This is a genomic window from Marinovum sp. 2_MG-2023, from assembly GCF_030548265.1.
In the GTDB taxonomy this organism is placed as follows: Bacteria; Pseudomonadota; Alphaproteobacteria; order Rhodobacterales; family Rhodobacteraceae; genus Marinovum.
In genome coordinates this window covers 37730-59545 of sequence record NZ_JAUOSD010000008.1, presented here as the reverse complement: position 1 = coordinate 59545, position 21816 = coordinate 37730, and the positions used below count along the sequence as shown (strand labels likewise).

28 protein-coding genes and 1 pseudogene are annotated in these 21816 nt (G+C 59.6%); 20 read left to right on the top strand and 9 right to left on the bottom strand.

Annotated elements, in window-relative coordinates; all coding sequences use genetic code 11:
* Positions 1-10: 10 nt before the first annotated feature.
* Complete coding sequence (locus Q4577_RS11200; RefSeq protein WP_303468040.1) at positions 11-403, bottom strand: hypothetical protein; 393 nt, start codon at positions 401-403, stop codon at positions 11-13.
* Positions 403-1134: a DUF599 domain-containing protein gene (locus tag Q4577_RS11195; RefSeq protein ID WP_244691797.1), complete on the bottom strand. Its 732-nt coding sequence runs from the start codon at positions 1132-1134 to the stop codon at positions 403-405. Before Q4577_RS11195 ends, Q4577_RS11200 begins: the two co-directional genes overlap by 1 nt.
* Before the next feature lie 142 nt (positions 1135-1276).
* Between Q4577_RS11195 and Q4577_RS11190 the strand changes: the two genes are divergently transcribed.
* The 11 genes from Q4577_RS11190 (at position 1277) to Q4577_RS11140 (ending at position 11419) form a co-directional block, all read left to right on the top strand.
* Positions 1277-2725, top strand: coding sequence for an FAD-linked oxidase C-terminal domain-containing protein (locus Q4577_RS11190; protein ID WP_244691795.1), 1449 nt, complete (start codon positions 1277-1279; stop codon positions 2723-2725).
* Between the two features lie 66 nt (positions 2726-2791).
* On the top strand, positions 2792-3955 hold the full coding sequence (locus tag Q4577_RS11185) for an FAD-binding protein (RefSeq protein WP_303468039.1): 1164 nt from the start codon (positions 2792-2794) through the stop codon (positions 3953-3955).
* Positions 3956-3957: 2 nt separating this feature from the next.
* Positions 3958-5244, top strand: a complete 1287-nt coding sequence (gene glcF, locus Q4577_RS11180) for a glycolate oxidase subunit GlcF (RefSeq protein WP_303468038.1) — start codon at positions 3958-3960, stop codon at positions 5242-5244.
* Positions 5245-5329: 85 nt separating this feature from the next.
* Positions 5330-6112: a serine protease gene (locus Q4577_RS11175; protein WP_303468036.1), complete on the top strand. Its 783-nt coding sequence runs from the start codon at positions 5330-5332 to the stop codon at positions 6110-6112.
* Between the two features lie 122 nt (positions 6113-6234).
* Positions 6235-6990: a hypothetical protein gene (locus Q4577_RS11170; protein WP_303468034.1), complete on the top strand. Its 756-nt coding sequence runs from the start codon at positions 6235-6237 to the stop codon at positions 6988-6990.
* A gap of 186 nt (positions 6991-7176) precedes the next feature.
* Entirely contained in the window at positions 7177-7647 is a 471-nt protein-coding gene (locus tag Q4577_RS11165; protein WP_244691784.1) for an Hsp20 family protein, read from the top strand.
* A 186-nt stretch (positions 7648-7833) separates the two neighbouring features.
* Positions 7834-8445 carry a VOC family protein gene (locus tag Q4577_RS11160; protein WP_303468032.1) on the top strand — a complete coding sequence of 204 codons (612 nt, stop codon included), beginning with the start codon at positions 7834-7836 and terminating at the stop codon, positions 8443-8445.
* Entirely contained in the window at positions 8445-8918 is a 474-nt protein-coding gene (locus tag Q4577_RS11155) for a GNAT family N-acetyltransferase (RefSeq protein ID WP_303468417.1), read from the top strand. The genes Q4577_RS11160 and Q4577_RS11155 overlap by 1 nt, the downstream gene beginning before the upstream one ends.
* A gap of 43 nt (positions 8919-8961) precedes the next feature.
* Positions 8962-9651, top strand: coding sequence for a molecular chaperone DjiA (locus Q4577_RS11150; protein ID WP_303468030.1), 690 nt, complete (start codon positions 8962-8964; stop codon positions 9649-9651).
* 176 nt (positions 9652-9827) lie between these two features.
* Positions 9828-10433 (top strand): TetR/AcrR family transcriptional regulator, encoded by a 606-nt coding sequence (locus Q4577_RS11145; RefSeq protein ID WP_303468029.1) that lies wholly within the window; start codon positions 9828-9830, stop codon positions 10431-10433.
* A gap of 5 nt (positions 10434-10438) precedes the next feature.
* On the top strand, positions 10439-11419 hold the full coding sequence (locus Q4577_RS11140; RefSeq protein ID WP_244691776.1) for a zinc-binding dehydrogenase: 981 nt from the start codon (positions 10439-10441) through the stop codon (positions 11417-11419).
* A gap of 67 nt (positions 11420-11486) precedes the next feature.
* On the opposite strand, the gene Q4577_RS11135 is transcribed toward Q4577_RS11140, so the two are convergent.
* The gene (locus Q4577_RS11135) at positions 11487-12101 is read right to left on the bottom strand and encodes a CAP domain-containing protein (RefSeq protein ID WP_244691773.1); all 615 of its coding nucleotides are present in this window, start codon (positions 12099-12101) and stop codon (positions 11487-11489) included.
* Positions 12102-12268: 167 nt separating this feature from the next.
* Between Q4577_RS11135 and Q4577_RS11130 the strand changes: the two genes are divergently transcribed.
* Complete coding sequence (locus Q4577_RS11130) at positions 12269-12862, top strand: L,D-transpeptidase (protein WP_244691771.1); 594 nt, start codon at positions 12269-12271, stop codon at positions 12860-12862.
* Positions 12863-13011: 149 nt separating this feature from the next.
* Positions 13012-13206 (top strand): ferrochelatase, encoded by a 195-nt coding sequence (locus Q4577_RS11125; protein WP_244691769.1) that lies wholly within the window; start codon positions 13012-13014, stop codon positions 13204-13206.
* Between the two features lie 48 nt (positions 13207-13254).
* On the opposite strand, the gene Q4577_RS11120 is transcribed toward Q4577_RS11125, so the two are convergent.
* The 3 genes from Q4577_RS11120 to Q4577_RS11110 are packed head-to-tail and all read right to left on the bottom strand — an operon-like array spanning position 13255 to position 15564.
* The gene (locus tag Q4577_RS11120) at positions 13255-13653 is read right to left on the bottom strand and encodes a VOC family protein (protein ID WP_303468028.1); all 399 of its coding nucleotides are present in this window, start codon (positions 13651-13653) and stop codon (positions 13255-13257) included.
* Complete coding sequence (gene hemH, locus Q4577_RS11115) at positions 13650-14699, bottom strand: ferrochelatase (protein WP_303468027.1); 1050 nt, start codon at positions 14697-14699, stop codon at positions 13650-13652. The genes Q4577_RS11120 and hemH overlap by 4 nt, the downstream gene beginning before the upstream one ends.
* 52 nt (positions 14700-14751) lie before the next feature.
* Positions 14752-15564 carry a methyltransferase domain-containing protein gene (locus tag Q4577_RS11110; protein WP_303468026.1) on the bottom strand — a complete coding sequence of 271 codons (813 nt, stop codon included), beginning with the start codon at positions 15562-15564 and terminating at the stop codon, positions 14752-14754.
* Between the two features lie 18 nt (positions 15565-15582).
* On the opposite strand from Q4577_RS11110, the gene Q4577_RS11105 reads away from it, so the two are divergent.
* From Q4577_RS11105 to Q4577_RS11090, 4 genes are read left to right on the top strand one after another with little or no spacing between them, the layout of a single operon-like run.
* Complete coding sequence (locus Q4577_RS11105; RefSeq protein ID WP_303468025.1) at positions 15583-16314, top strand: ComF family protein; 732 nt, start codon at positions 15583-15585, stop codon at positions 16312-16314.
* Positions 16315-16344: 30 nt separating this feature from the next.
* Positions 16345-16605, top strand: a complete 261-nt coding sequence (gene grxC, locus Q4577_RS11100; protein ID WP_244691758.1) for a glutaredoxin 3 — start codon at positions 16345-16347, stop codon at positions 16603-16605.
* Positions 16605-17435, top strand: coding sequence for a carbon-nitrogen hydrolase family protein (locus Q4577_RS11095; protein WP_303468023.1), 831 nt, complete (start codon positions 16605-16607; stop codon positions 17433-17435). Before grxC ends, Q4577_RS11095 begins: the two co-directional genes overlap by 1 nt.
* Positions 17435-17881 (top strand): MarR family winged helix-turn-helix transcriptional regulator, encoded by a 447-nt coding sequence (locus Q4577_RS11090; protein ID WP_244691754.1) that lies wholly within the window; start codon positions 17435-17437, stop codon positions 17879-17881. Before Q4577_RS11095 ends, Q4577_RS11090 begins: the two co-directional genes overlap by 1 nt.
* A gap of 166 nt (positions 17882-18047) precedes the next feature.
* On the opposite strand, the gene ubiG is transcribed toward Q4577_RS11090, so the two are convergent.
* Positions 18048-18794 carry a bifunctional 2-polyprenyl-6-hydroxyphenol methylase/3-demethylubiquinol 3-O-methyltransferase UbiG gene (gene ubiG, locus Q4577_RS11085; RefSeq protein WP_303468022.1) on the bottom strand — a complete coding sequence of 249 codons (747 nt, stop codon included), beginning with the start codon at positions 18792-18794 and terminating at the stop codon, positions 18048-18050.
* A 48-nt stretch (positions 18795-18842) separates the two neighbouring features.
* Between ubiG and pip the strand changes: the two genes are divergently transcribed.
* On the top strand, positions 18843-19829 hold the full coding sequence (gene pip / locus Q4577_RS11080) for a prolyl aminopeptidase (protein WP_303468021.1): 987 nt from the start codon (positions 18843-18845) through the stop codon (positions 19827-19829).
* A gap of 49 nt (positions 19830-19878) precedes the next feature.
* Here pip and Q4577_RS11075 read toward each other — a convergent pair.
* Positions 19879-20048: pseudogene (locus Q4577_RS11075) on the bottom strand (transposase); the annotation flags it as partial.
* A gap of 217 nt (positions 20049-20265) precedes the next feature.
* On the bottom strand, positions 20266-20982 hold the full coding sequence (locus Q4577_RS11070; RefSeq protein ID WP_244691826.1) for a response regulator: 717 nt from the start codon (positions 20980-20982) through the stop codon (positions 20266-20268).
* 135 nt (positions 20983-21117) lie between these two features.
* Here Q4577_RS11070 and mce point away from each other — a divergent pair, with 135 nt between their 5' ends.
* Together mce and Q4577_RS11060 are read left to right on the top strand one after the other, a co-directional pair.
* Complete coding sequence (mce, locus tag Q4577_RS11065) at positions 21118-21522, top strand: methylmalonyl-CoA epimerase (RefSeq protein WP_303468020.1); 405 nt, start codon at positions 21118-21120, stop codon at positions 21520-21522.
* 6 nt (positions 21523-21528) lie between these two features.
* Complete coding sequence (locus Q4577_RS11060; RefSeq protein WP_244691831.1) at positions 21529-21816, top strand: DUF1467 family protein; 288 nt, start codon at positions 21529-21531, stop codon at positions 21814-21816.

Below are 21816 nucleotides of genomic sequence, written 5' to 3'. Positions count from 1 at the left end.
GGGCGACCGGCTAGTAGCTGCCGCGCCCGGATGGGGACAGTTTGACCTCAACCGGGTTGCTGGACCAGCCATGTTCGGAACAATGTGCCCGCACCAACACAACGCGAATGCCATCCGGGATCATCAGGCCGCGCAAAGAGCGGGTGAACGGTTGCTCATGCTCATGCGGGTGGTGCAATTTGCGATAGCCAAGCCGCTTGCCGTCAAGGTCGGTCACCTCCCACGCGTCGGCATAGTGATCCCATCCGGCGTCATCGTGGCGCACAGTCACCTCAAAACGCCAGCCCATGTCGGGTTTGGTCACTTTGACTTTGACGATTTCAGGGTCGCCCGCCATCGCCACCGCAGGAAAGCAGAGAGCCGGAAAAACGAGCAGGGCCAGGGTCGGAAGAAAACGAAACATCAGATCTCCGGGTGTTTTGCCGGTTTCGGTTCAGGGCCGGTTTCGGGCAGCAATAGCGCCTCGCGAGAGTTCGAGGCAAATTCGCGCCGGTACAAAACCGCCAGAGTGAATAATACCGCCAGTATGAGCGGAATGGCCCCCAAAAGCCATGCCGTGGCCGCCATCGCGAAGTAAATTGATCGTAATCCCCTGTTATATGCCCGTGCGCCAGAGATGTTCAGCTCTGCCGCCTTGTGCGCGCGTGTCGGGGCGGCGGGATGGTTGGGGTCGTTGGGAACCGCGGCCATGACCACAGCGCAATAGCCAAAAAGCCGGTGTGACCAGACAAAGCTGAGGAAGCCATTGATCGCCAGCAGGATGACGGCAATCAGCTTCAATTCCCAGACCACAATCGGGTCGGATTCCAGGGTCAGATCCTGTGCCAAACCCGCCAGCCGTTCGGCATTGCCGATCAATGCAAGCACACCGCCGATGGCAATCATGCAGGTCGACGCAAAGAATGCCGTCCCTTGGCGAAGGATGCTCAGAATCTGGCTGTCAAAGATGCGCGGATCGCGGGTGAGCATCTGTTTCATCCATTCGCGCCGGTATTCGGTGGTCAAGGTCGAAACTGATGGATGTTTGCCCGGATTTTCGATCCTCAATCCAATGGCAATCCAGCTCACGATCAGGACCGCAACAGCGATGTAGTCGAGGGGTTCAAACAGAGTAAGGCGATCAGTCCATGTCATTCGGGCACCCTAGGCGGGAAAATTTCCCGGCGAAAGAGGTGCTTCTTCAAGCCTTTGTATACTTTCTTTGCCGCGCGCCAGACGCGGCTTGCATGATTTTCCGAAATTGGTTATATTTTCTTACCAATCTTGGAGGGACGCAATGCAGATGCCTGATCCACGGCCAGAGCGGCTGGCACGGAAATCCGCCTTGGTGCGGCAATTGCAGCAATGTTTGCCGCAGGGTGCGGTGATTTCGGACCCGGCGGAGCTGCGCGCCTATGAATGTGATGCGCTGGCGGCCTATCGCTGTGCGCCGATGCTGGCGGTGTTGCCGTCGAGCACCGCTGAGGTGTCCGATGTGTTGCGGATTTGTCATGAGATGTCGGTGCCGGTGGTGCCGCGCGGGGCGGGCACATCGCTGGCCGGTGGCGCGCTTCCCAGTGCGGATTCGGTCATTTTGGGCGTGGCGCGGATGAATGCGGTGCTCGACACCGATTACGAAAACCGCTTTGTCCGGGTGCAGACCGGGCGCACCAACCTTTCGGTGACCGGAGCCGTCGAAGAGAACGGCTTCTTCTATGCGCCCGACCCGTCGAGCCAGCTGGCCTGTGCCATTGCGGGCAATATCGCGATGAATTCCGGCGGGGCGCATTGTTTGAAATATGGCGTGACCACCAACAACCTGCTGGGGGTCACACTGGTGTTGATGGATGGCCGCGTGGTTGAAATTGGCGGCGCACATATGGATGCGGCGGGTCTGGACCTGCTTGGGGTGATCTGTGGCAGCGAGGGGCAATTGGGCGTCGTGACGGAAGCGACCCTGCGCATCCTGCCAAAACCCGAAGGGGCGCGGCCGGTGCTGATGGCGTTTGACAGCAACGAAGTGGCGGGGGCCTGTGTGTCCGATATCATCCGGGCGGGCATCCTGCCGGTGGCGATCGAATTCATGGACCGCCCCTGTATTCGCGCCTGCGAGGCCTTTGCCCATGCGGGCTATCCCGATTGCGAGGCCCTGTTGATCGTCGAGGTCGAGGGGTCAGATGCCGAAATCGACGATCAGCTGGCGCGGATCATGGCGATTGCCCGGAAACATGACCCGCTGGAGCTGCGCGAGGCGCAGGATGCGGATGAAGCCGGCCGCATTTGGCTGGGCCGCAAGAGCGCCTTTGGCGCGATGGGGCAGATCAACGATTATATGTGCCTGGATGGCACCATCCCGGTGACCGCCCTGCCCTTGGTGCTGCGGCGCATTGGCGAGTTGAGCCGCGACTATGGCCTGGATGTCGCCAATGTTTTTCATGCCGGGGATGGCAATATGCACCCGCTGATCCTGTTCAACGCCAACAAGCCCGGCGATCTGGAACTGTGCGAGCGGTTTGGCGCGGATATCCTCAAGCTTTGTGTCGAGGTGGGTGGCTGTCTGACCGGCGAACACGGCGTTGGCATCGAGAAGCGCGATTTGATGGGGCATCAATATGCTCCGGCGGATCTGGAGGCACAGATGGCGGTCAAGGATGTGTTTGATCCCGGTTGGTTGTTGAACCCGGCCAAGGTGTTTCCGCTGGAGGTGTCCGAGGCCCGCCGCGCTGTGGATGTGGCAGCAGAGTAAGGGGGCCAGCCCCCGTCACCTTTGGTGACTCCCCCGAGATATTTTTGAACAGAAGAAGATCTGGATATGCGACCGACAAGCGAAGCGGAATTGGCGGAGATGATTGCCGGGGCGGATGGGCCGCTGCGGATTTGTGGCGGCGGGACGCGCGCCGTAGGCTGTCCGGTGGCAGGGGATATTCTGGAAACCGGCGGGCTGTCCGGGATTTCGTTATATGAACCGGGCGCGCTGACCATGGTGGCCGAGGCCGGTACGCCTTTGGCCGACGTTGAGGCGGCATTGGCCGCAGAGGGTCAGAGGCTGGCCTTTGAGCCGGGGGATTGGCGCGGCTTGCTGGGCACCGAGGGCGTGCCGACGCTGGGCGGTGTGGTCGCGGCCAACGTCAGCGGGTCACGCCGGGTTGTGGCCGGCGCGGCGCGGGATTTCATGTTGGGGGTGCGGTTTGTCGATGGCATGGGCCAGATCGTCAAAAACGGTGGCCGGGTGATGAAGAATGTCACCGGCTATGATCTGGTGAAATTGTTGTCGGGGTCCTGGGGCACCTTGGGGGTGATCAGCGAGGTGTCGTTCAAGGTGATGCCGGTGCCAGAAATGGAAACGACGCTGGTCTGTGACGGATTGGATGCCGAATCCGGCGTCCACAGCCTGTGTGCCGCGCTTGGCACGCCGTTTGAGGTGACCGGCGCGGCGCATCTGGATGCCGGGGCGGCTGGGGGTGCATCGCGTACCTTGGTCCGGATCGAAGGATTGGCGGCCTCGGTTTCTTATCGTGCGGAGCGGTTGCAAAACGGCGTCCTGACCGGGTTTGAGGCACGCGAAGGCGCGGCAAGTGCCGCATTGTGGCGTGAACTGCGCGATGTGACGCCCTTTGCCGGGCGGGAGGGCGCGGTTTGGCGCGTTTCGGTCAAGCCGAGCGACGGACCGGTCCTGACCGCTGGATTGGCAGAGCGGGGTGTCACGCATACGGCGATTTATGACTGGGGCGGCGGATTGGTCTGGTTGTTGATGCCGGAGGCCGGTGTTTCCGGGGTTGGTGTTTCCGGGGCTGGGGCCCTTCGCCAACAGGTGGCGGCGCTGGGCGGACATGCGACATTGTTCCGGGGATCGCAGGATCTGCGCCGGGCCGTGCCGGTGTTTGAACCGCAACCCGCGCCGCTGGCCGCATTGCAAGCCGGTCTACGGGCGAAATTCGATCCGCGCGGTATCCTTAATCCGGGGCTTATGGGCTAATCATGCAAACGACATTTACCGAAGACCAACTGCGCGATCCTGGCACCAAGCGGGCCAACGAAATTCTGCGCGCCTGTGTGCATTGTGGATTTTGCACTGCGACATGCCCAACCTATCAGGTGCTGGGCGATGAATTGGATAGCCCGCGTGGGCGGATCTATCTGATCAAGGACATGTTGGAAAATGAACGGGTGCCGGATGAAACGACGGTCAAACATATTGATCGTTGCCTGTCCTGCCTGGCCTGTATGACCACCTGCCCCAGCGGGGTGCATTACATGCATCTGGTGGATCATGCGCGCGAATATATCGAACAGAAATACGACCGCCCCTGGTCGGATCGGGCGTTGCGCTGGCTGTTGGCGCGAATCCTGCCCTATCCGGGGCGGTTCCGGCTGGCGCTTTTGGGGGCCAAGATCGGGCGGCCTTTTGCGCGTTTCATGCCGGATCCGCGTCTGCGCGCGATGCTCGAGATGGCCCCGAAGCAGATCCCGCCGGTCAGCCGCAATGACGATCCACAGAGCTTTGCCCCCAAGGCCGCCCCGAAGATGCGGGTGGCGCTGATGACGGGGTGCGCCCAAAAGGCGTTGAATACCGACATCAATGATGCCACCATCCGCCTGTTGACGCGGCTGGGATGTGAGGTTGTGGTGGCCAAGGGCGCAGGATGCTGTGGCGCGCTGACCCATCACATGGGCAAAACGGCCGAAAGCCACGGCGCAGCGGCCAGGAATATTGCGGCTTGGACCACCGAAATGGACACCAAGGGGCTGGATGCCATTGTCATCAACACCAGCGGCTGCGGCACCACGGTCAAGGATTACGGCCATATGTTTCGCAACGATCCTCTGGCCGCGGATGCCGCGCGGGTGGCGGCGGTTGCGATGGACATCAGCGAAGTGCTGATGAAACTGGACCTGCCCGAAGGGGCGGACAAGGGGCTCAAGGTGGCTTATCACGCGGCCTGTTCGTTGCAGCATGGGCAAAAGATCAAGACCCACCCCAAGACCCTGTTGAAACGCGCCGGGTTCACCGTGGCAGAGCCGGCCGATAGCCATTTGTGTTGCGGATCGGCGGGGACATACAACCTGATGCAGCCGGAAATATCCGGCCAGTTGAAGGCGCGAAAGGTCAATACGCTGGAGGCCGTGACCCCGGATGTGATTGCCGCCGGCAACATCGGGTGCATGATGCAGATCGGTTCCGGCACCGAGGTGCCCGTGGTGCATACGGTCGAATTGCTGGACTGGGCGACCGGTGGGCCAAAGCCGCAGGCATTGCGTCCGTGACGCGCCAAATTGAAAAGGCTTGGCGGCGCCGCAATTTTGCCTAAACTTGTTGATAGCCCAAAGGGCGGACGACAGGGGCTGACTTTTGCGCATATTCCATCTGCTACTCGCTGTGATCATGACCGTGACAACGGCACAGGCAGAAATGCGCGAGTTACGACAGCTGAACACCGGCGACGACAGCCGCGGATGGGAAGCGGTTGGCCGGATTGATTTTGGGCGCACCGGATTTTGCACCGGTGTGCTGGTCGCGCCCGATCTGGTGCTGACCGCCGGTCACTGCCTGTTCAACAAGGCCACAGGCGAGCGGTTTGGCGCATCGGACATCCGGTTCAGTGCCGGTCTGCGCAATGGCCGGGCCTCGGCCTATCGCAATGTGAAATACGCGGTGGTGCATCCAAAGTACCGGTTTGCGCAGAACACCAAAGCATCGCAGGTCCGCGATGATGTGGCGCTTTTGCAATTGGCGCATCCAATCCGCAACACCGGCGTCTTGCCGTTTGAAACCACTGACCGGCCGGCGCCGGGTGCGCGGATTGCGGTTGTCAGCTATGCGCATGACCGCGCCGAAGCGCCCTCCCTTCAGGAAGCCTGTGAGGTGATCGACCGTCGGCGCGGCGTTCTTGTCATGTCTTGTGCCGCCGATTTCGGCGCATCGGGTGCACCGGTGTTTTCGATAGAGGGCGGCGTGCCGCGCATTGTGGCGCTGATTTCAGCCAAGGCAGAGGCGGGCGGCGTGCCGGTATCCCTTGGCACCTCGCTGAAAGAGCCGCTGGCGCTGCTGAAGGTGGAATTGAACGCACAATCCTTGTTCAAACAGGTCGGCACGGATGAGCGCCCGTCGGGGGCCAAATTTCTGCGGCCCTGAAGTTTCGGAATTTGACGACGAGTATTTCGGGGGCGGCCGGGGCAGAACTGCGCCACAAAATGGCCTGAAAGCATTGGTATTATTGGCTGACGCAACATCGCCACACGCCACGGAGGTCGCGCATGACAGCCAATCGCCATAGGTTGAACACAGATCCCCGGCCGGGCGCCGATGATGGCGGGCCGGTAGATGATCCAACAACATTGGCAATTCGTGCGCTGATGGCAGAGGAAAACGCCGCAACGCCCGAGCCGGCAAAGCCCGAACCCGCAAAGCCTGCGCCCGCGCAACTCGAACCCGCACAGCCAAAACCCGCACGGGCCAAGCCGACAAATCCCCGTCGGGATATCATTTCCCGCCCTGTTGTGCTGCCGCAGGCAGAGGCGTCAGCACCCACCGACGCAATGGACCGTCCTGCAAAGCGCCAAAACAGGCCGCATGCCGGCCCGCGCCGTGGGGGTGTGATGGCGATCATGGGCCATATTCGCCGGTTTCTGCGTCGCCCGGATGCGCCCCGGATACTGGCGTTGGGTGCGCTGTTCATTGTCGTTCTGGTGCGACCCTGGCTTGTGGTTGCAGTGGGTCTTTTGGCGCTGCTGACAGCCGCCGTTGTCTATTTCTCGCTGGGGCCGGACCGGGTTTGTGACCTGGTTGTGAGATGGTACACCCGGCTGCGCGAACGTGATCCTGATCGTGCCGAAGCGATCCGGCAGCGGGCCTCTGACGCCAGTGCCCGATTTGCCAAGCTGCTGGATCGGTTGCCCGCGTCTTGGACCCAAGGGATCTATGTCCCGGCTTTTGAACCGGACACCGAATTGCTTGATGACACAAGGCCCGATCCCTTTGACCGCCTCGCGGCAGAGGCGCGGCGATACTGAGCTCTGCCAAGGCCCACATCGGCGGTCGGCGCGGGATGGCGTAAATCCGTTTACGCCGGGGTCTTGAAACCGGCAAAGACCTTCCCCAAATCATTGCTGTTCGGACGCCCAATGTGGGTCCGGATGTCACCGTCTGTCCCGATGGGAAGACGCACCATAATGGTATCGCTCAATGGAGGATGACCCATGCGTAGCTATGATTTTGCACCACTTCACCGTGCCACTGTCGGCTTTGATCAAATTGCCGACCTGATGGATCGGGTGTTGGCCAATGATGTCCAAAACCAGACCTATCCACCTTATAACATTGAAAAAACCGCTGATGATGCATATCGCATTTCGATTGCGGTTGCCGGATTTTCCGCAGCAGACCTGAGCGTCGAGGCCAAGGAAAACGCCGTCGTTGTCACCGCCCGCAAGGCTGACGACGCACCGAAACAATCCTACTTGCACCGCGGTATTGCCGCCCGCGCCTTTGAGCGCAAATTCCATCTGGCCGACCATGTGCGCGTCACCGGGGCCAGCCATGAAAACGGCATGCTGCATATCGACCTGGAGCGTGAGATTCCCGAAGCGTTGAAACCGCGCCGGATTGAAATTGTCGGCACGCCCCCCGCGATCACCAAGGATGTGGTTGACGGACAATCCGTTAACTAGGCCAAAATGATCGAAAACTGCCCCTCGGTGCAAACCGGGGGGTCTTTGCATGTCTGGATTGTGTGACGCGTTCCCATTTGTCACGAAATCTGATATATCTTGACGACGGAATGACGGTGCAATGACCGATAAAAAGATGGGTCAAAGGCCGATTCTTGACGGGGCACGCCAAGCGGGAGACATGCCATGCTGCACCTAGACCATATCGCTGTTTCGGGGCTGTCACGCGACATTGGTCGCGCGCATGTGCAGGACCATTTGCACGTCGAAATGGCGACGGGCGGCGAACATCCGTTTTTTGGCACCCATAATCACCTGATGTCCCTGTCGGATGGGCTGTATCTCGAGGCGATTGCCATTGATCCCGCCGCGCCTGCGCTGGATCACGCCCGCTGGTTCGGGCTGGATCATTTTTCCGGTCCGCCCCGGCTGACCAATTGGATTTGCCAGACCAAAGATCTTGAAACCCTTGTGCGTGACCTGCCAGAGGCGGGCCGGATCGTCGAGCTGGAGCGCGGCAATCTGCGCTGGCGGATGTCGGTGCCGCAGCATGGCATGTTGTCGTATGATGGGTGTTTTCCGGCCCTGATAGAATGGGATTGCGCGGATCATCCGGGCCGGATGTTGCCGGAAACGGGCTGTACGCTGGACGCCCTGACGATTTTCCACCCAGAGGTGGATCGCCTGCAACAGCGGCTTGCGCCCTATCTGGATGATGCGCGCGTGCGGTTTGAACATGGCTCGCCGCATCTTGTGGCGTCGATCGAGACTCCGCAGGGGAGCGTGGCCTTAAGATGATCTTGCGCCCAGCACAGGTGGGGGATGCACCGGGAATTGCCGCTGTGGTCAACCCGGTCATTCGTGACACGACAATCAGTTTCAGATCCGATGAAAAACCGGTCCAGGAGTATGCAGAAAGCATTCGCGACAGTGGCCGCTATTTTGTTGCGGAACGGGACGGCCAGATTATCGGATATGCCTGTTATTTCCAGTTTCGCGGCGGGGATGGCTATCGTCATACCTGCGAACATTCCATTGCGTTGTTGCCGGCGGCCCGTGGCCTTGGCGCCGGGCGCGGGTTGATGGCGATGCTGGAAAATCACGCGCGTGCCGCCGGGGTTCACACCCTGTTCGCCGGCGTCAGCGGGGAAAACCCGGATGGCATCGCCTTTCATGCGGCAATCGGGTTTCGTCAGGTTTCGGTCCTGCCCGAGGTCGGGTATAAATTCGGGCGCTGGATTGATCTGGTGCTGATGCAAAAATTTTTGTGATTGTCACACTGACTTAGATCAAACCGAGGTATAACATTCGCCCATGTCCATATGGTCCCGCATATCGGCCGCGATTTCGGCCCTCGCCAGTGGCGCGCCGCTTAGTCAGGTGTTTGACCAGCTGCGCACGCCACCAGAGCGCAGTGTCGCCTTTACCATTGCGGTGATCGCGTTGGGCGCGAAAATGGCCAAGGCAGATGGTCTTGTCACCCGGGACGAGGTGACGGCGTTCCGCGAGGTGTTTCACATCGCCCCCGAGGATGAGGATCAGGCCGCGCGGGTGTTCAATCTGGCCCGGCAGGATGTGGCCGGTTACGCCGATTACGCCCGCCGCATTCGTGCGATGTTTGATGAGACCGGCACCGCGCTGTGCGACCTGCTGGAGGGGCTGTTTCATATCGCGGTCGCGGATGGCAGCTATCATCCCGCCGAAGACGATTTCCTGCGCGAAGTTTCGATGATCTTTGGTCTGGATGAACGCCAGTTTCTGGCGTTTCGGGCGCGTTTTGTGCCCGATGCACCGAATGATCCCTATACCGTTCTGGGCGTCAGCCCCGATACGCCACTGGACGACATTCGCAAAGTCTGGCGTCAAGCGGTGCGCGAGGGGCATCCAGACCGCATGATGGCCCGTGGCGTGCCGCAAGAAGCCGTGCGCCTGAGCGAGCGGCGGTTGATCGACATCAACCGCGCCTGGGATGATATTCAGGCCAGCCACCGGGAACTGGCCTAAGGAACTGGCACGGGACGCTGGCCGAGAGAGCCCGGCCCTTGGGTAGCTGGCCAAGGCTGTCTGCCCGAAGACGCAAGACACCTCTGATTTTGGGATTTGACCTCGTGGTTTACCGCCCTGTCACATGGCTGTGATGATACCTAGACGACCGGTCTATTACTGATTAACTCCGCCCTATGGATGAGCAAACCAAATCAGATCGCAAGCGACAGCATATTCTGGATACCGGCAGGGCCCTGGTGATCAAACACGGGTTTGGCGGCGTCGGGATTGCCCGCCTGTTGACGGAATGCAACATCCCGAAGGGGTCGTTTTACTACTACTTCGCGTCGAAAGAGGCCTTTGGACAGGCGCTTTTGGCTGACTATGTTCAGGACTATCTGGATCGGTTTGACCGATTGGCCAATGGACCGGGGACCGCCGCGGAAAAGCTGGGGGCATTCTGGTCCGGTTGGTTGGCACAAGCCGGGGCAGAAGGCATTGCCACGCAATGTCTTGTCGTCAAATTGGGGGCCGAAGTGGCCGACCTTTCTGACGCGATGCGCGTGATCCTGAACGATGGCATCACCGAATTTGTCCAACGTATCGCAACGCTTTTGCGTCAGGGCGCATCCGAAGGGTCATTGCCCCGGTTTTCCGACCCCGTCGCAACGGCGCAAATGCTCTACGCGCAATGGCTCGGGGCGTCGATCTTGGCAAAGCTGTCACGCTCTCAGACGCCACTGGAACAGGCGTTAAAACAAACGACCGGTCTTCTCACTCAAGACAACTTACAAGGATAATCACAATGAAAGCCGCAGTACACGACACCTTTGGTGAACCCATTGACGTGCTTAAAACCGCAGAAACCGAAAAACCCACCCCCAAGGCAGGCGAAGTCCTGGTCAAGATGACGTTGTCGCCGATCCACAACCATGATCTTTGGACGATCCGTGGCAATTACGGCTATAAACCCGAACTGCCCGGCGCAACCGGCGGGTCAGAGGCGCTGGGCACGGTTGACGCCGTCGGCGAAGGTGTCGATGCCGCGCTGATTGGTCAACGCATTGCCATCGCGGGCATTCATGGCAGCTGGGCGGAGTATTTCACCGCCCCCGCCGAAGGGGTTCTGCCGCTTCCTGCCGCGATCAGCGATACCGTTGGCGCGCAGCTGATTGCGATGCCGTTCAGCGCCCTGTCGCTCCTTGAAAGCCTCAAGGCGAAAAAGGGGGATTGGATCGTGCAAACGGCCGCCAATGGCGCCGTCGGCAAAATCATGACGGTTCTGGCAAAATCGCGCGGAATTCATCTGCTGAACCTCGTGCGCCGGGATGCTGCGGTGGCCGAGCTGGAAAACCTCGGGATCGACAACGTGCTTTCGACCGCGTCCGAAGGGTGGAAGGAAAAGGCACAGGCGCTGATCGGCGATGCCGGTGCGGTATCGGCGATTGATTCCGTCGGCGGCGATATTTCCGGCGATCTCGTTGATCTGCTTGGTGTTGACGGCGAATTGGTGGTGTTCGGCACAGCCACAGGCGCGCCCATGCCGCTGTCTTCGGGGGCGTTGATCATGAAACACATCACGGCAAAAGGCTTCTGGGGATCGCGCGTCAGCAGCGAAATGGCCCCGGAGGAACGCAAGCGCCTGATCACGGAATTGGTGATGCTGGCGGCGAATGGCGAGCTGAAACTGGAAGACGGCGGAGCCTATTCTCTGGATCAGGTCAGCGATGCCATGACCGCAGCGCTGACACCGGGACGCGCAGGCAAGGTGATGCTGCGCGCATAACCGCGACGAAACAAATCAGCCCCCCATCCAGTGATCCCTGATCAGCGGGTGGGGGGCCAGAATTCGATCAGCCGTCGCTCAGATCAATGGCTGCCGCGGCGATGTCTTCGATGGATTGGCTGTTGGCGGGGCTGGCCGAGGGGACAAAACCCGCGTTGCCCGGCGCGCCCATCACCAATGTCCACCAGATCTTGCCGTTGGGTTCCTGAAAATAGGCGAATCCCATATCGCGCGCGTCCGCTGCCATGATCACCTCGCGGGTGCCCGGTTCTTCCATCCAGGCGGCAAGGGTCTCGATCTCGGTTTCGTAGGTTTCGGAAATCGCTTCGCCCAACATCCGGCCCGCATATCCGACACGCGCCACCCGGTCGATCGGCGATGATCCGTCCGATCCGAAATGCCAGGGGCGGTTTTGCACCGACATGTCGCGCGCATGGGTCGCGGCCGCAGCGTTGAGCGCGGCATTCAGCGACACCTGCGGCAGGCTGCGCGCCTGGCGCAATGCATTGATCGAATCAAGCATACGGAATTGAACCCGTCCCTCTGCCCCCGGCCCCAGATTGTACACCTTTGGCAGCGGCTTGCCGTCCGGGCCCAGGGTCGGCGTCGTGGACGACGGTGTCGTCGTACAGGCCGCAAGAATCAGAACAAGCGGAAGCAAAAGTGCAGCAAGACGTTTCATCGGTGAGACCATCCAATAATTTGGTTACGCGAGACTTAGCCGGAAAAAAGTGACCTTTCAAACCCACCTCGGCGATGATCCGCGTCTTGACAGTGGTTTGATTTGCGACTGCGGCTTTCGCGCACTAAAATAACTGTGATCAATGCAGCATACCCAGGGAGTGGGATATGAAGACACCATCCACACAAAAATGGAACAGACGGGCCTTTCTGGCGGGGACTGCTGCAATGGCCGCAACCCCGGTCTTGGCCCAGAACGACGGCAGCACCGAGCTTGAGGGCGATATTTCGCACGCCGTGCGCCGCAATATCTCCAGCTTTCGATCGCTGGATTGGCGGCCGTATTTCAGCGATCTCAGCAATGGCGCAATTCTGGTCGATATCACCAGCCGGGCGCTGCATTATTGGTCGGCCAATGGCACGACCTACAAGCTCTATCCAACCTCGGTTCCCCTGACAGAGGATCTGACGCGCCGCGGCCGCACGTCGGTGGTGCGCAAGGTGGAAGGCCCGTCGTGGCGCCCCACCCCGTCGATGAAAATCCGCAATCCCGAATGGCCGGACTTTGTTGGTCCGGGCCCTGACAACCCTCTGGGAACGCACGCGCTTTACCTGAGCTGGACGTATTACCGTATCCACGGAACGCACGACACACGCAAAATCGGACGCCGGTCTTCGAACGGCTGTATCGGTCTTTACAACCAACATATCTCCGAGCTTTTCGCCCAGACAAAAGTGGGCACCCAAGTGTTGCTAATTTGACGACATGTGGCGGCGGCGCGGCGAGAACATGCAAAGATCGGTTTGCATTTCGCCAGAATAGCTGCAAAGAAAAAGTACGAGGTAAGTCTTGGGTGCTTGCCGCAACCAGTTTGGTATGAGCGGCAGGTGAATATCTGGAGGATATGATTATGAAGAAACTCGCACTCGCAGCGGCACTGTCCGCAGCAGCATCGACAGCATTCGCTGGTTCCTATGCAAAAGACGACGTCATCATCGAAGCACCGGTGATCGTTGAAGAAACTGCACAAGCATCTTCGTCGGCTGGCATCATTGTCCCGCTGATCCTGCTTGCTGTTGTTATCGCAGTTGCAGCTTCCGAGTAATTCGGACTGACATCTACAAGGAAAAGCGGCGCCTCGGCGCCGCTTTTTCTATGTCTGGGGATAGGTTTTCAGGCTGTCATCCTCATTCTCGCCGCGTGCAAAGATATGCAGCTGATTGCCGTCCGGGTCGGCAAAGCGCAGCACATAGGCCCCGCTGACATGATCCGCCCATGCCGCATCAGGGCACTGTCGGCGCACCTGGGCCAGGGTGGTCGCGCGATCTTCGCAAATCATATGAAAATCGAGATCACCGCCCGGTGCCCTGCTGGTGTCGGATTTGCCGATCTCGTATAGCGCGATGCCAAATTGTCCGCCGGAAAGTTGAACCCAACCGTATTTTTCAACGGTGAACAACACAGACAACCCAAGGGTATCACAGTAAAACGGCAGCGATCGCGCCAGATCGGTGACCGGAATCTTGACCGTGCCCAGATGCAGCGCGCTCATGCCGTCCAGCCAGCCAGATTTTCGGAAATCACTTGCGACAGCGCGTCAATATGGGCCGGATCGTCGTTCAGACAGGGGATATAGGTGAATTTCTCTCCACCGGCCTCTTCGAAACTTTCGCGGATCTCTTCGTTGATCTCTTCCAGAGTTTCGATACAATCCGCAGAAAAGGCCGGGGCGATGACCGCGATATTCTTTTTGCCATCTTCGCGGGCCAGGCGCGCAACCTCTTCCACGGTATAGGGTTTCAGCCATTCCTCGGGGCCAAATTGCGATTGGAAGGTGGTCTTGATGTCGGTATCGGCCCAGCCCAGCCGTTCCTTCAACAGCCGCGTCGTTTTCTGGCACTGGCAATGATAGGGGTCACCTTCCAGCAAATACCGCTGCGGCAAGCCGTGGTAAGAACAGATAAGGATTTCGGGTCGTTGGTCCAAGCTGGCATATTTGCGCTCAACCGACTGCGCCAGCGCGTCAATATAGGCAGGATGTTCGAAATAGGGGTCGACGACCCGCGCCGTGGGTTGCCATTTTTCCTCCATCAACGCCCGAAAGAACGCGTCATTCGCGGTGGCCGATGTCGCGCCGGCATATTGCGGATAAAGCGGGAAAAACAGGATCTTGTGGCACCCTGCCTCGACCATCGCCCGCACCTTTGATTTGGTCGACGGGTTGCCGTAGCGCATACAGAAATCCACCATCACGCTGTCGCCGAACTGGTCCGCCATCCTGCTGGCAATCGCGGCGGTCTGATCCTTGGTGATGGTCATCAGCGGGCTTTCATCCGCTTCGTTGTTCCAGATCGTCCGATAGGCCGCACCCGAGGTAAACGGCCGTTTTGTAAGGATAATCAACTGCAACAGCGGTTGCCATTTCCAAGCCGGGTAATCAATCACGCGCTTGTCCGACAGGAATTCGCCCAGATACCGACGCATCGACCAATAGTCGGTGCCATCCGGCGTCCCAAGATTGGCGAGCAAGACACCAATTTTTCGTGGCGGCAGGGCGGGATGATCGGCCGGGCTGTTGGCTGGGCGTGTGTCGGGCATTTCGGTCTCCGCGATGTCGATTTAGCGACAGATAACCCTGTGGCTGGTTGGGTCAATCTTTCAGCTTGGTTTCCGGTACTTTCAATGCGTCCGCCAGTCGCGCCTTGGCCGATCCGGGCCGCAGCGGCTTTGGCTGGCTGTCATCGGGGGCCCATCCGGTCAGGACGATGAATTCAAATGTTGCCGGGATACGGCCATCGGGCTGGGCATGAAGCTGGCTGTAAAGCTCCGCTGCCCGCAACAGCACCGCGCGCCGGGTTGGGCGGCGCAGACGTGCGTCCAGCGCATTGCCCTCGCCCATGGCGCGCAGTTCGCGCATCAGATGCAGCGGTGTTTCATAGGTCACCGTCAATCGAAAGGCATCCGCCACCGGCAGGGCAAATCCGGCACGCTGCAACAGCGCGCCCATATCGCGGATCTCGGCCATGGGGGCGATGCGCGGCGACAGCCCGCCGGTCAGCTCTGTCTCGGCACTGGCCAGACAGGCACGCAGTTCCTGCAAGGTCTGGCCGCCAAACAGCGACGCCAAAAAGAACCCATCCGGTTTCAGCGCGCGGCGACATTGAATCAGCTGCCCCACCGGATCATTGGCCCAATGCAGGCTGTGGCTGTGCAAAATCGCGTCATGCGCGCCGGGTTCCAACGGCAATGTGTCGTCATCGGCAACAATGCGGGTGCTTTCCGCCAGATTGCCCCAGATTTCCGGCTGCCCGGTGACAATTGCTGGCGCGGTAAAGGTTCTCTTAACCAAGCTGAGGCGATCTTCAAGATCGTCGCGCGCAGATTCAAACAAGAACAGCGCATCCAAAGAGGCGCGGCGACGGTTGCGGATCAAAGCCGCAGGATCAGTGAGACGGGGCTGCATAGGGGCCTAGATAGTGGTATGAGTGAGATTGTTCAAACGGCCTTGCGGGTTGTCTATCCGTCCCAATGCCTGATCTGTCGGGATCTGGTTGAAACCGACTTTGGTCTGTGTGGGGCCTGTTGGCGCGATACACCGTTTACCGGTGGATTGGTCTGTGATTGCTGCGGCGTGCCCCTGCCCGGCGAGAATACAGAAGAGATTGCCCATTGTGATTCCTGCATTTCTGCGCCGCCTGCTTGGGATCGGGGGCGGGCGGCGCTGTTGTATCGCGACAACGGGCGGCGCATTGTGATGGGGCTGAAACACAATGACCGTCAGGATATCGCCCCGGTGGGGGCAAAATGGCTGGCGCGGGCGGTCGGGCCCCTGATCCTGCCGGATATGTTGGTGGCGCCGGTGCCCCTGCATTGGATGCGGATGATGTCGCGGCGATACAATCAATCCGCCCTGCTGGCCGAATCATTGGCGCGGGAATTGGGGTTGGCCTATTGCCCGGATCTGTTGAAACGGGTGCGCCGCACCCGAAGTCTTGATCGTTTCAGCGGTGCCGAGCGGCGCGAGATCCTCGACGGGGCGATCCAGATGCATCGGGGGCGGCGCGGCCGCGTGGCGGGCGGGCGACCGGTGTTGCTGATTGACGATGTTTTGACCACCGGGGCGACCCTTGGCGCCTGTGCAGAGGTGCTTCGTGCGTCAGGTGCAGGTCCGCTCTGCATTGGCGCACTGGCAAGGGTGAGCCGGGACGACTAAGTTACGGACAAGATCGTAAAGGAACGTATCATGTCCACTATTGAAATCTACACCTCGCCGCTCTGCGGTTTTTGTCACGCGGCCAAACGGCTTTTGAAGCAGAAAGGCGCGGCGTTCAGCGAAATTGACGTCCTGGCCAACCCGGATCGCAAACCCGAAATGATCCAGCGCGCCAATGGCGGTCGCACCGTGCCACAGATCTTTATCGGCGATATCCACGTCGGCGGCTGTGATGACCTTTTCGCGCTTGATCGCGCGGGCAAGCTTGATCCGTTGCTGAAAGCCGCGTGATGCGGGCGGCGCTGCTGCAATTGTCGTCCACTGATGACCCGGTCGAAAATCTGCGCACCACCTCCGCAATGATCGACCGGGCTGTCGAGGACGGCGCCGGATTCGTCCTGACGCCGGAGGTGACGAATTGTGTGTCGACCAGTCGCACACATCAGATGAACGTGTTGCAGCACGAAGCCGATGATCACACGCTGACCGGATTGCGCGATCTGGCGGCGCGGCGCGGGATTTGGCTTTCGATTGGTTCGCTTGCGCTGAAAACCGATGATCCCGATGGCCGTTTTGCCAATCGGTCGTTTCTGATTTCCCCCGATGGCGGCATTGCGGCGCGGTATGACAAGATTCACATGTTCGACGTGCAGGTCAGTGAGACCGAGACCTATCGGGAAAGCGCCGGATACCGCCCCGGTGACCAAGCCGTGGTTGCGGACACGCCATTTGCCCGGATCGGGATGAGCATCTGTTACGATGTGCGGTTTGCGTATCTTTACCGCGCCTTGGCCCAGGCCGGGGCCGAGGTTCTTTTGGTGCCATCCGCGTTTTCACCGGTGACCGGGGCTGCGCATTGGCAGGCGCTTTTGCAAGCGCGGGCCATAGAGACCGGCGCCTGGGTATTGGCGGCGGCGCAATGCGGGCAGCATCAGATCCGTCAGGGCAAGGCGCGGCGCACCTATGGGCATTCGATGGCGGTGTCCCCTTGGGGCGTAGTTATGGCCGAGGCGGGGGAAGAACCTGACATTGTCTTTGTTGACCTTGACCACGAAGCAGTGGACAAAGCCCGCGGGCAGGTGCCCGCCTTAACCCACGACCGAAAATTCAAGGGGCCCTGATGGCCGATCAAAACGCCAATTCCTTGGCTGTTGCGCTGTTTTCCGAGTTGTTTACAGCCGATCAGATGCTGCGCAACCGGCTGAGCCGGATGTTGCCCAAGGGAATGGAACTTTCGCATTTTTCGGTTCTGAACCATCTGGCGCGGTTCAAACAGGAACGCACGCCGGCGCAATTGGCGAAATCCTTTCATGTGACCCGTGGGGCGATGACCAACACGTTGAACAAGCTGGAAATCGCCGGGTATGTGCATATCCGCCCGGATTGGGATGATGCGCGGTCGAAACTGGTGACGATTTCCCCGGCGGGGGTGCAGGCCCGCGATGCGGCGCTTGAGGCAATCACGCCATTGATCACGGAATTGGTCGCGGATCTGGGCGCGGACAAGGTGCGCGCCGCCCTGCCCATCCTGCGCGACTTGCGTCTGAAGTTGGAAGAAGAGGGCTAGCAGGGCGCCGTCGCAAAGGACGACGGGGGCTTTGCCGCAGTGGAAGAACGGGGGCTTCGCCGCAGGGAAAGGCGGGGGGCTTTGCCCCCAGGCCGATGGCCTTCCCCCAGGATATTTTTTAACAGAAGAAGTGCGGCGGCCCCTGTCTTCAGGGGCCCCGGTGACGTCAGGCGGGCTTTACGCTGGTGGTGACATAATTGACGCTGAGATCGCTGGCCGAGAGCGACCATTGCCAAGTGATCGGATTGAAGACGAACCCCTTGCGATCAACCGGCGTCACATGCGATTTTTCCAGGAGATCAAAAAGTTCGTCCGGCGTTATGAATTTCGCCCAATCATGTGTGCCTTTGGGCAGCCAGCGCATAACCCATTCCGCGCCGATTATGGCCATGGCAAAGCTTTTGGGATTGCGGTTTATGGTGGAACAAATCTCGATCCCGCCGGGGCGCAGAAGCCGCTGACAGGCGGTCAGATAGGCAAGCGGATCGGCGACATGTTCCACCACTTCCATGTTCAGAACGACGTCGAATTGCGCGCCTTCGTCGACCAGTGCCTCTGCTGTGATATGACGATAGGTGATTTTCAGACCCTGTTGGTCGGCATGGACCTGCGCCACGGGGATATTGCCGGCGGCGGCATCCGCGCCGGTAATTGTTGCGCCAAGCCGGGCCATCGGTTCACACAACAGCCCACCGCCACAGCCGATGTCGAGGATACGCAGCCCGGCAAAGGGGCGTGGTGATTTCAGATCGCGCCCAAATTCGCCGGCGATTTGTGTCGTGATGTAATCCAGACGGCAGGGGTTGAGCATATGCAGCGGTTTGAATTTACCGTTCGGATCCCACCATTCGGCGGCCATTGCTTCGAATTTAGCGATTTCCGCGGGGTCGACGGTTACAGTGGCCTCTGGCATGGTGTCCTCGCTATGGTCAATCGGTGCTTCTGTCTCATATAGAAAGTCATGGACAAATTCTCAGGTCAAAAACGCGCAGCGCAATTTCTCTATCCGCCGATCGACCCGTTTGATCAGCGGATGCTGGATGTAGGCGACGGCCACAAGATCTATGTGGAGCAATCGGGCAATCCGGTTGGCATTCCCGTTGTGGTGTTGCACGGCGGCCCGGGCGGCGGATGCAGCCCGGGGATGCGGCGGTATTTTGACCCTGACGTTTACCGGGTGATCCTGTTTGATCAACGGGGCTGCAGCAGATCACAGCCCAATGCCAGCGTCAGCCACAACACCACCTGGCATCTGGTGGCGGATATCGAACGTATTCGTCACACGTTGGGGATCGACAATTGGATTGTGTTCGGGGGCTCTTGGGGGGCGACGCTTGCGCTGATCTATGCCCAGGCGCATCCCGAAGTGGTGCGCCAACTGGTGTTGCGCGGTGTGTTTCTGATGACCCAGGCGGAGCTGGACTGGTTTTATGGCGGCGGTGCCGGGCAATTCTGGCCAGAGACCTGGGCGCGTTTTGCCAGCCTGATTCCCGAAGATGAGCGCGGCGATATGATTGCCGCCTATCACAAGCGGCTGTTTTCCGGCAATTTGGTCGAGGAAACCCGTTATGGTCAGGCTTGGGCGGCTTGGGAAAATGCCCTCGCCTCGGTTCAATCTTCTGGTCAAAGCGGCGTGCCGCCCGGTGGATATGCCCGGGCGTTTTCGCGGTTGGAGAACCATTATTTCATCAATGCCGGGTTTCTGGAATATGATGGTCAAATTCTGGATCAGATGGACCGTATCGCCCATATCCCCGGTGTGATTGTTCAGGGCCGCTACGACATGATCTGTCCGCCGCATACGGCCTGGAAATTGTCGCAACGCTGGCCAAATGCGGAATTGCGGATGATCCGTAATGCGGGCCATGCCATGTCGGAACCCGGAATCAGCGAGGAATTGGTGCGGGTGATGGATCAATTGGCGGAAGAAAGTCAGGATCAGGGCTGATAGCCCGTGAAGGGTGATTTCCGCCAGTGCGATGGCTGGGGAAAACGCCTTCGTAGCGGGTCACGACGCGCCCCCAATCCCTGAACCTGCCGAACTTGATCTCTATGCGGTTGCGGCCCTTGTCGTATTCCACGGCTTTCTTTCGCTGTTTCCGCCAGGGATGCACGGGCGTATCCCCTTGTCTTTTATCGTCTCTCTGAACCAGTCAGCATCATAGCCCGGCCACCGAGCAACCATTCCACTCTTGGGGCTGCTGATCAGCCGACTTTTTGACGCCCAAGCTGGGCGGCGGTTTGGGTGATCCGCTTCTTTGACCGGTACAGTTCTGAAAACCCAGGATATTTGGACGCCACGCCCAGCGGTCTTTTCGACACTGACGGAACACCGGGCGAGGCCAGATGGGCCGCACCCCATCGCTGGCTCAAACTTCATCCAATCAAATGGCAATCCGGTGCGTCAAACGCTCCTGAATAAGGCCGGCAATACGCGCGGTTTGGCTGCCCACTGGCTGGCCCTCGCGGCGCATCAGAATCAACTTTTCGGCGGCATCGCTCAATGCGTCGTCATGGGCGATCCGTGCCACCCCGCTCAGGAACTGGCCGACGTAATCCATGGTTTTGTCATCGGTGCCATCACAGAGGATACCGGCGATATGCGCCATATCGTCCTGAAAGGCGATCTGATCTGGATGCAACTCGACCTCGGTCAGGGGGCGGGGGCCGGTGGGCTGGCGTTCCGGCGGCAGAAGCGACAGGATCAATTCCTGAAAATTGATCAGCGAAACAATGGGTTTCAACATGAACCCATCCGCGCCGGCGGCCACGGCCATATCTTCGGCAAAATCATCGCCACTGGTGCCCAGAATAACCGGGATGCGTGGGCTGCCAGCGGCCAGTTCGGCAATCAATTCTGCACCCGAACCATCGGGCAGGCCAAGATCGACAATTGTCACCGATGGCCGGTACACCCGCAAATGCCGCCGTGCCGAGCGCAGACAATCCGCCCGCCTGATGCGCGCACCGGACCTGAGACACAGCAATCGCATCGCCTCACAGGCGAAACGGCTGTCTTCGACCACAAGAACGGTTAACCCCAACAAGGGTCTTTCCGGTGATGGTGTGCGATCAATTTGCAGATTTTCGAGGTCGTCCATGCCTAGCCCTCCAGATTCCCTCCAGAATGCGCATTCGAAGTTACCAAAGGTTTAATGCGCGCTCCTGTCCAATTGCCTGTTGCCGCCACAACGGCGATAACCTTCGCAAATGACCCGCAAACAGGAGCCTCGCCCATGATCGGCCGCCTCAATCACGTTGCCATCGCCGTCCCTGACCTTGACGCCGCTGCGGCGCAATATCGCTCTGCTTTGGGGGCCACGGTCGGCGCACCGCAGGACGAACCGGATCATGGCGTCACGGTGATTTTCATCGAATTGCCAAACACAAAAATCGAATTGCTTTACCCCCTGGGCGAAGATTCCCCCATCCAAGGGTTTCTGGACAAAAACCCGGCCGGCGGCATTCATCATATCTGCTACGAAGTGGACGACATCCTGGCCGCGCGCGACCATTTGCAATCCACCGGCGCCCGGGTTCTGGGCAGTGGCGAACCAAAGATCGGCGCCCATGGCAAACCGGTTTTGTTCTTGCATCCCAAAGACTTCAACGGCTGTCTCGTTGAACTGGAACAGGTGTAATCGAAAATGGCCATCACATCCGCCATCGTGCTTTTTGCTGTTTTGTGGTTCATGACCTTTCTGGTGGTCATCCCGTTTCGCATCCAGACCCAGGGCGACCTGGGCGAGGTGGTCGAAGGCACCCACGCCGGTGCCCCCCAGGTGCATAACCTGAAGCGCAAGGCATGGATCACCACCGCCATCGCCGGCGTCCTCTGGGCGATTTTGACGGCAATCATCCTGCTAGAGATCGTGACCGTCCGCGACATCGACAGCTGGATGTTCCAACGGATGCCACCCGCGACCACGCAATAG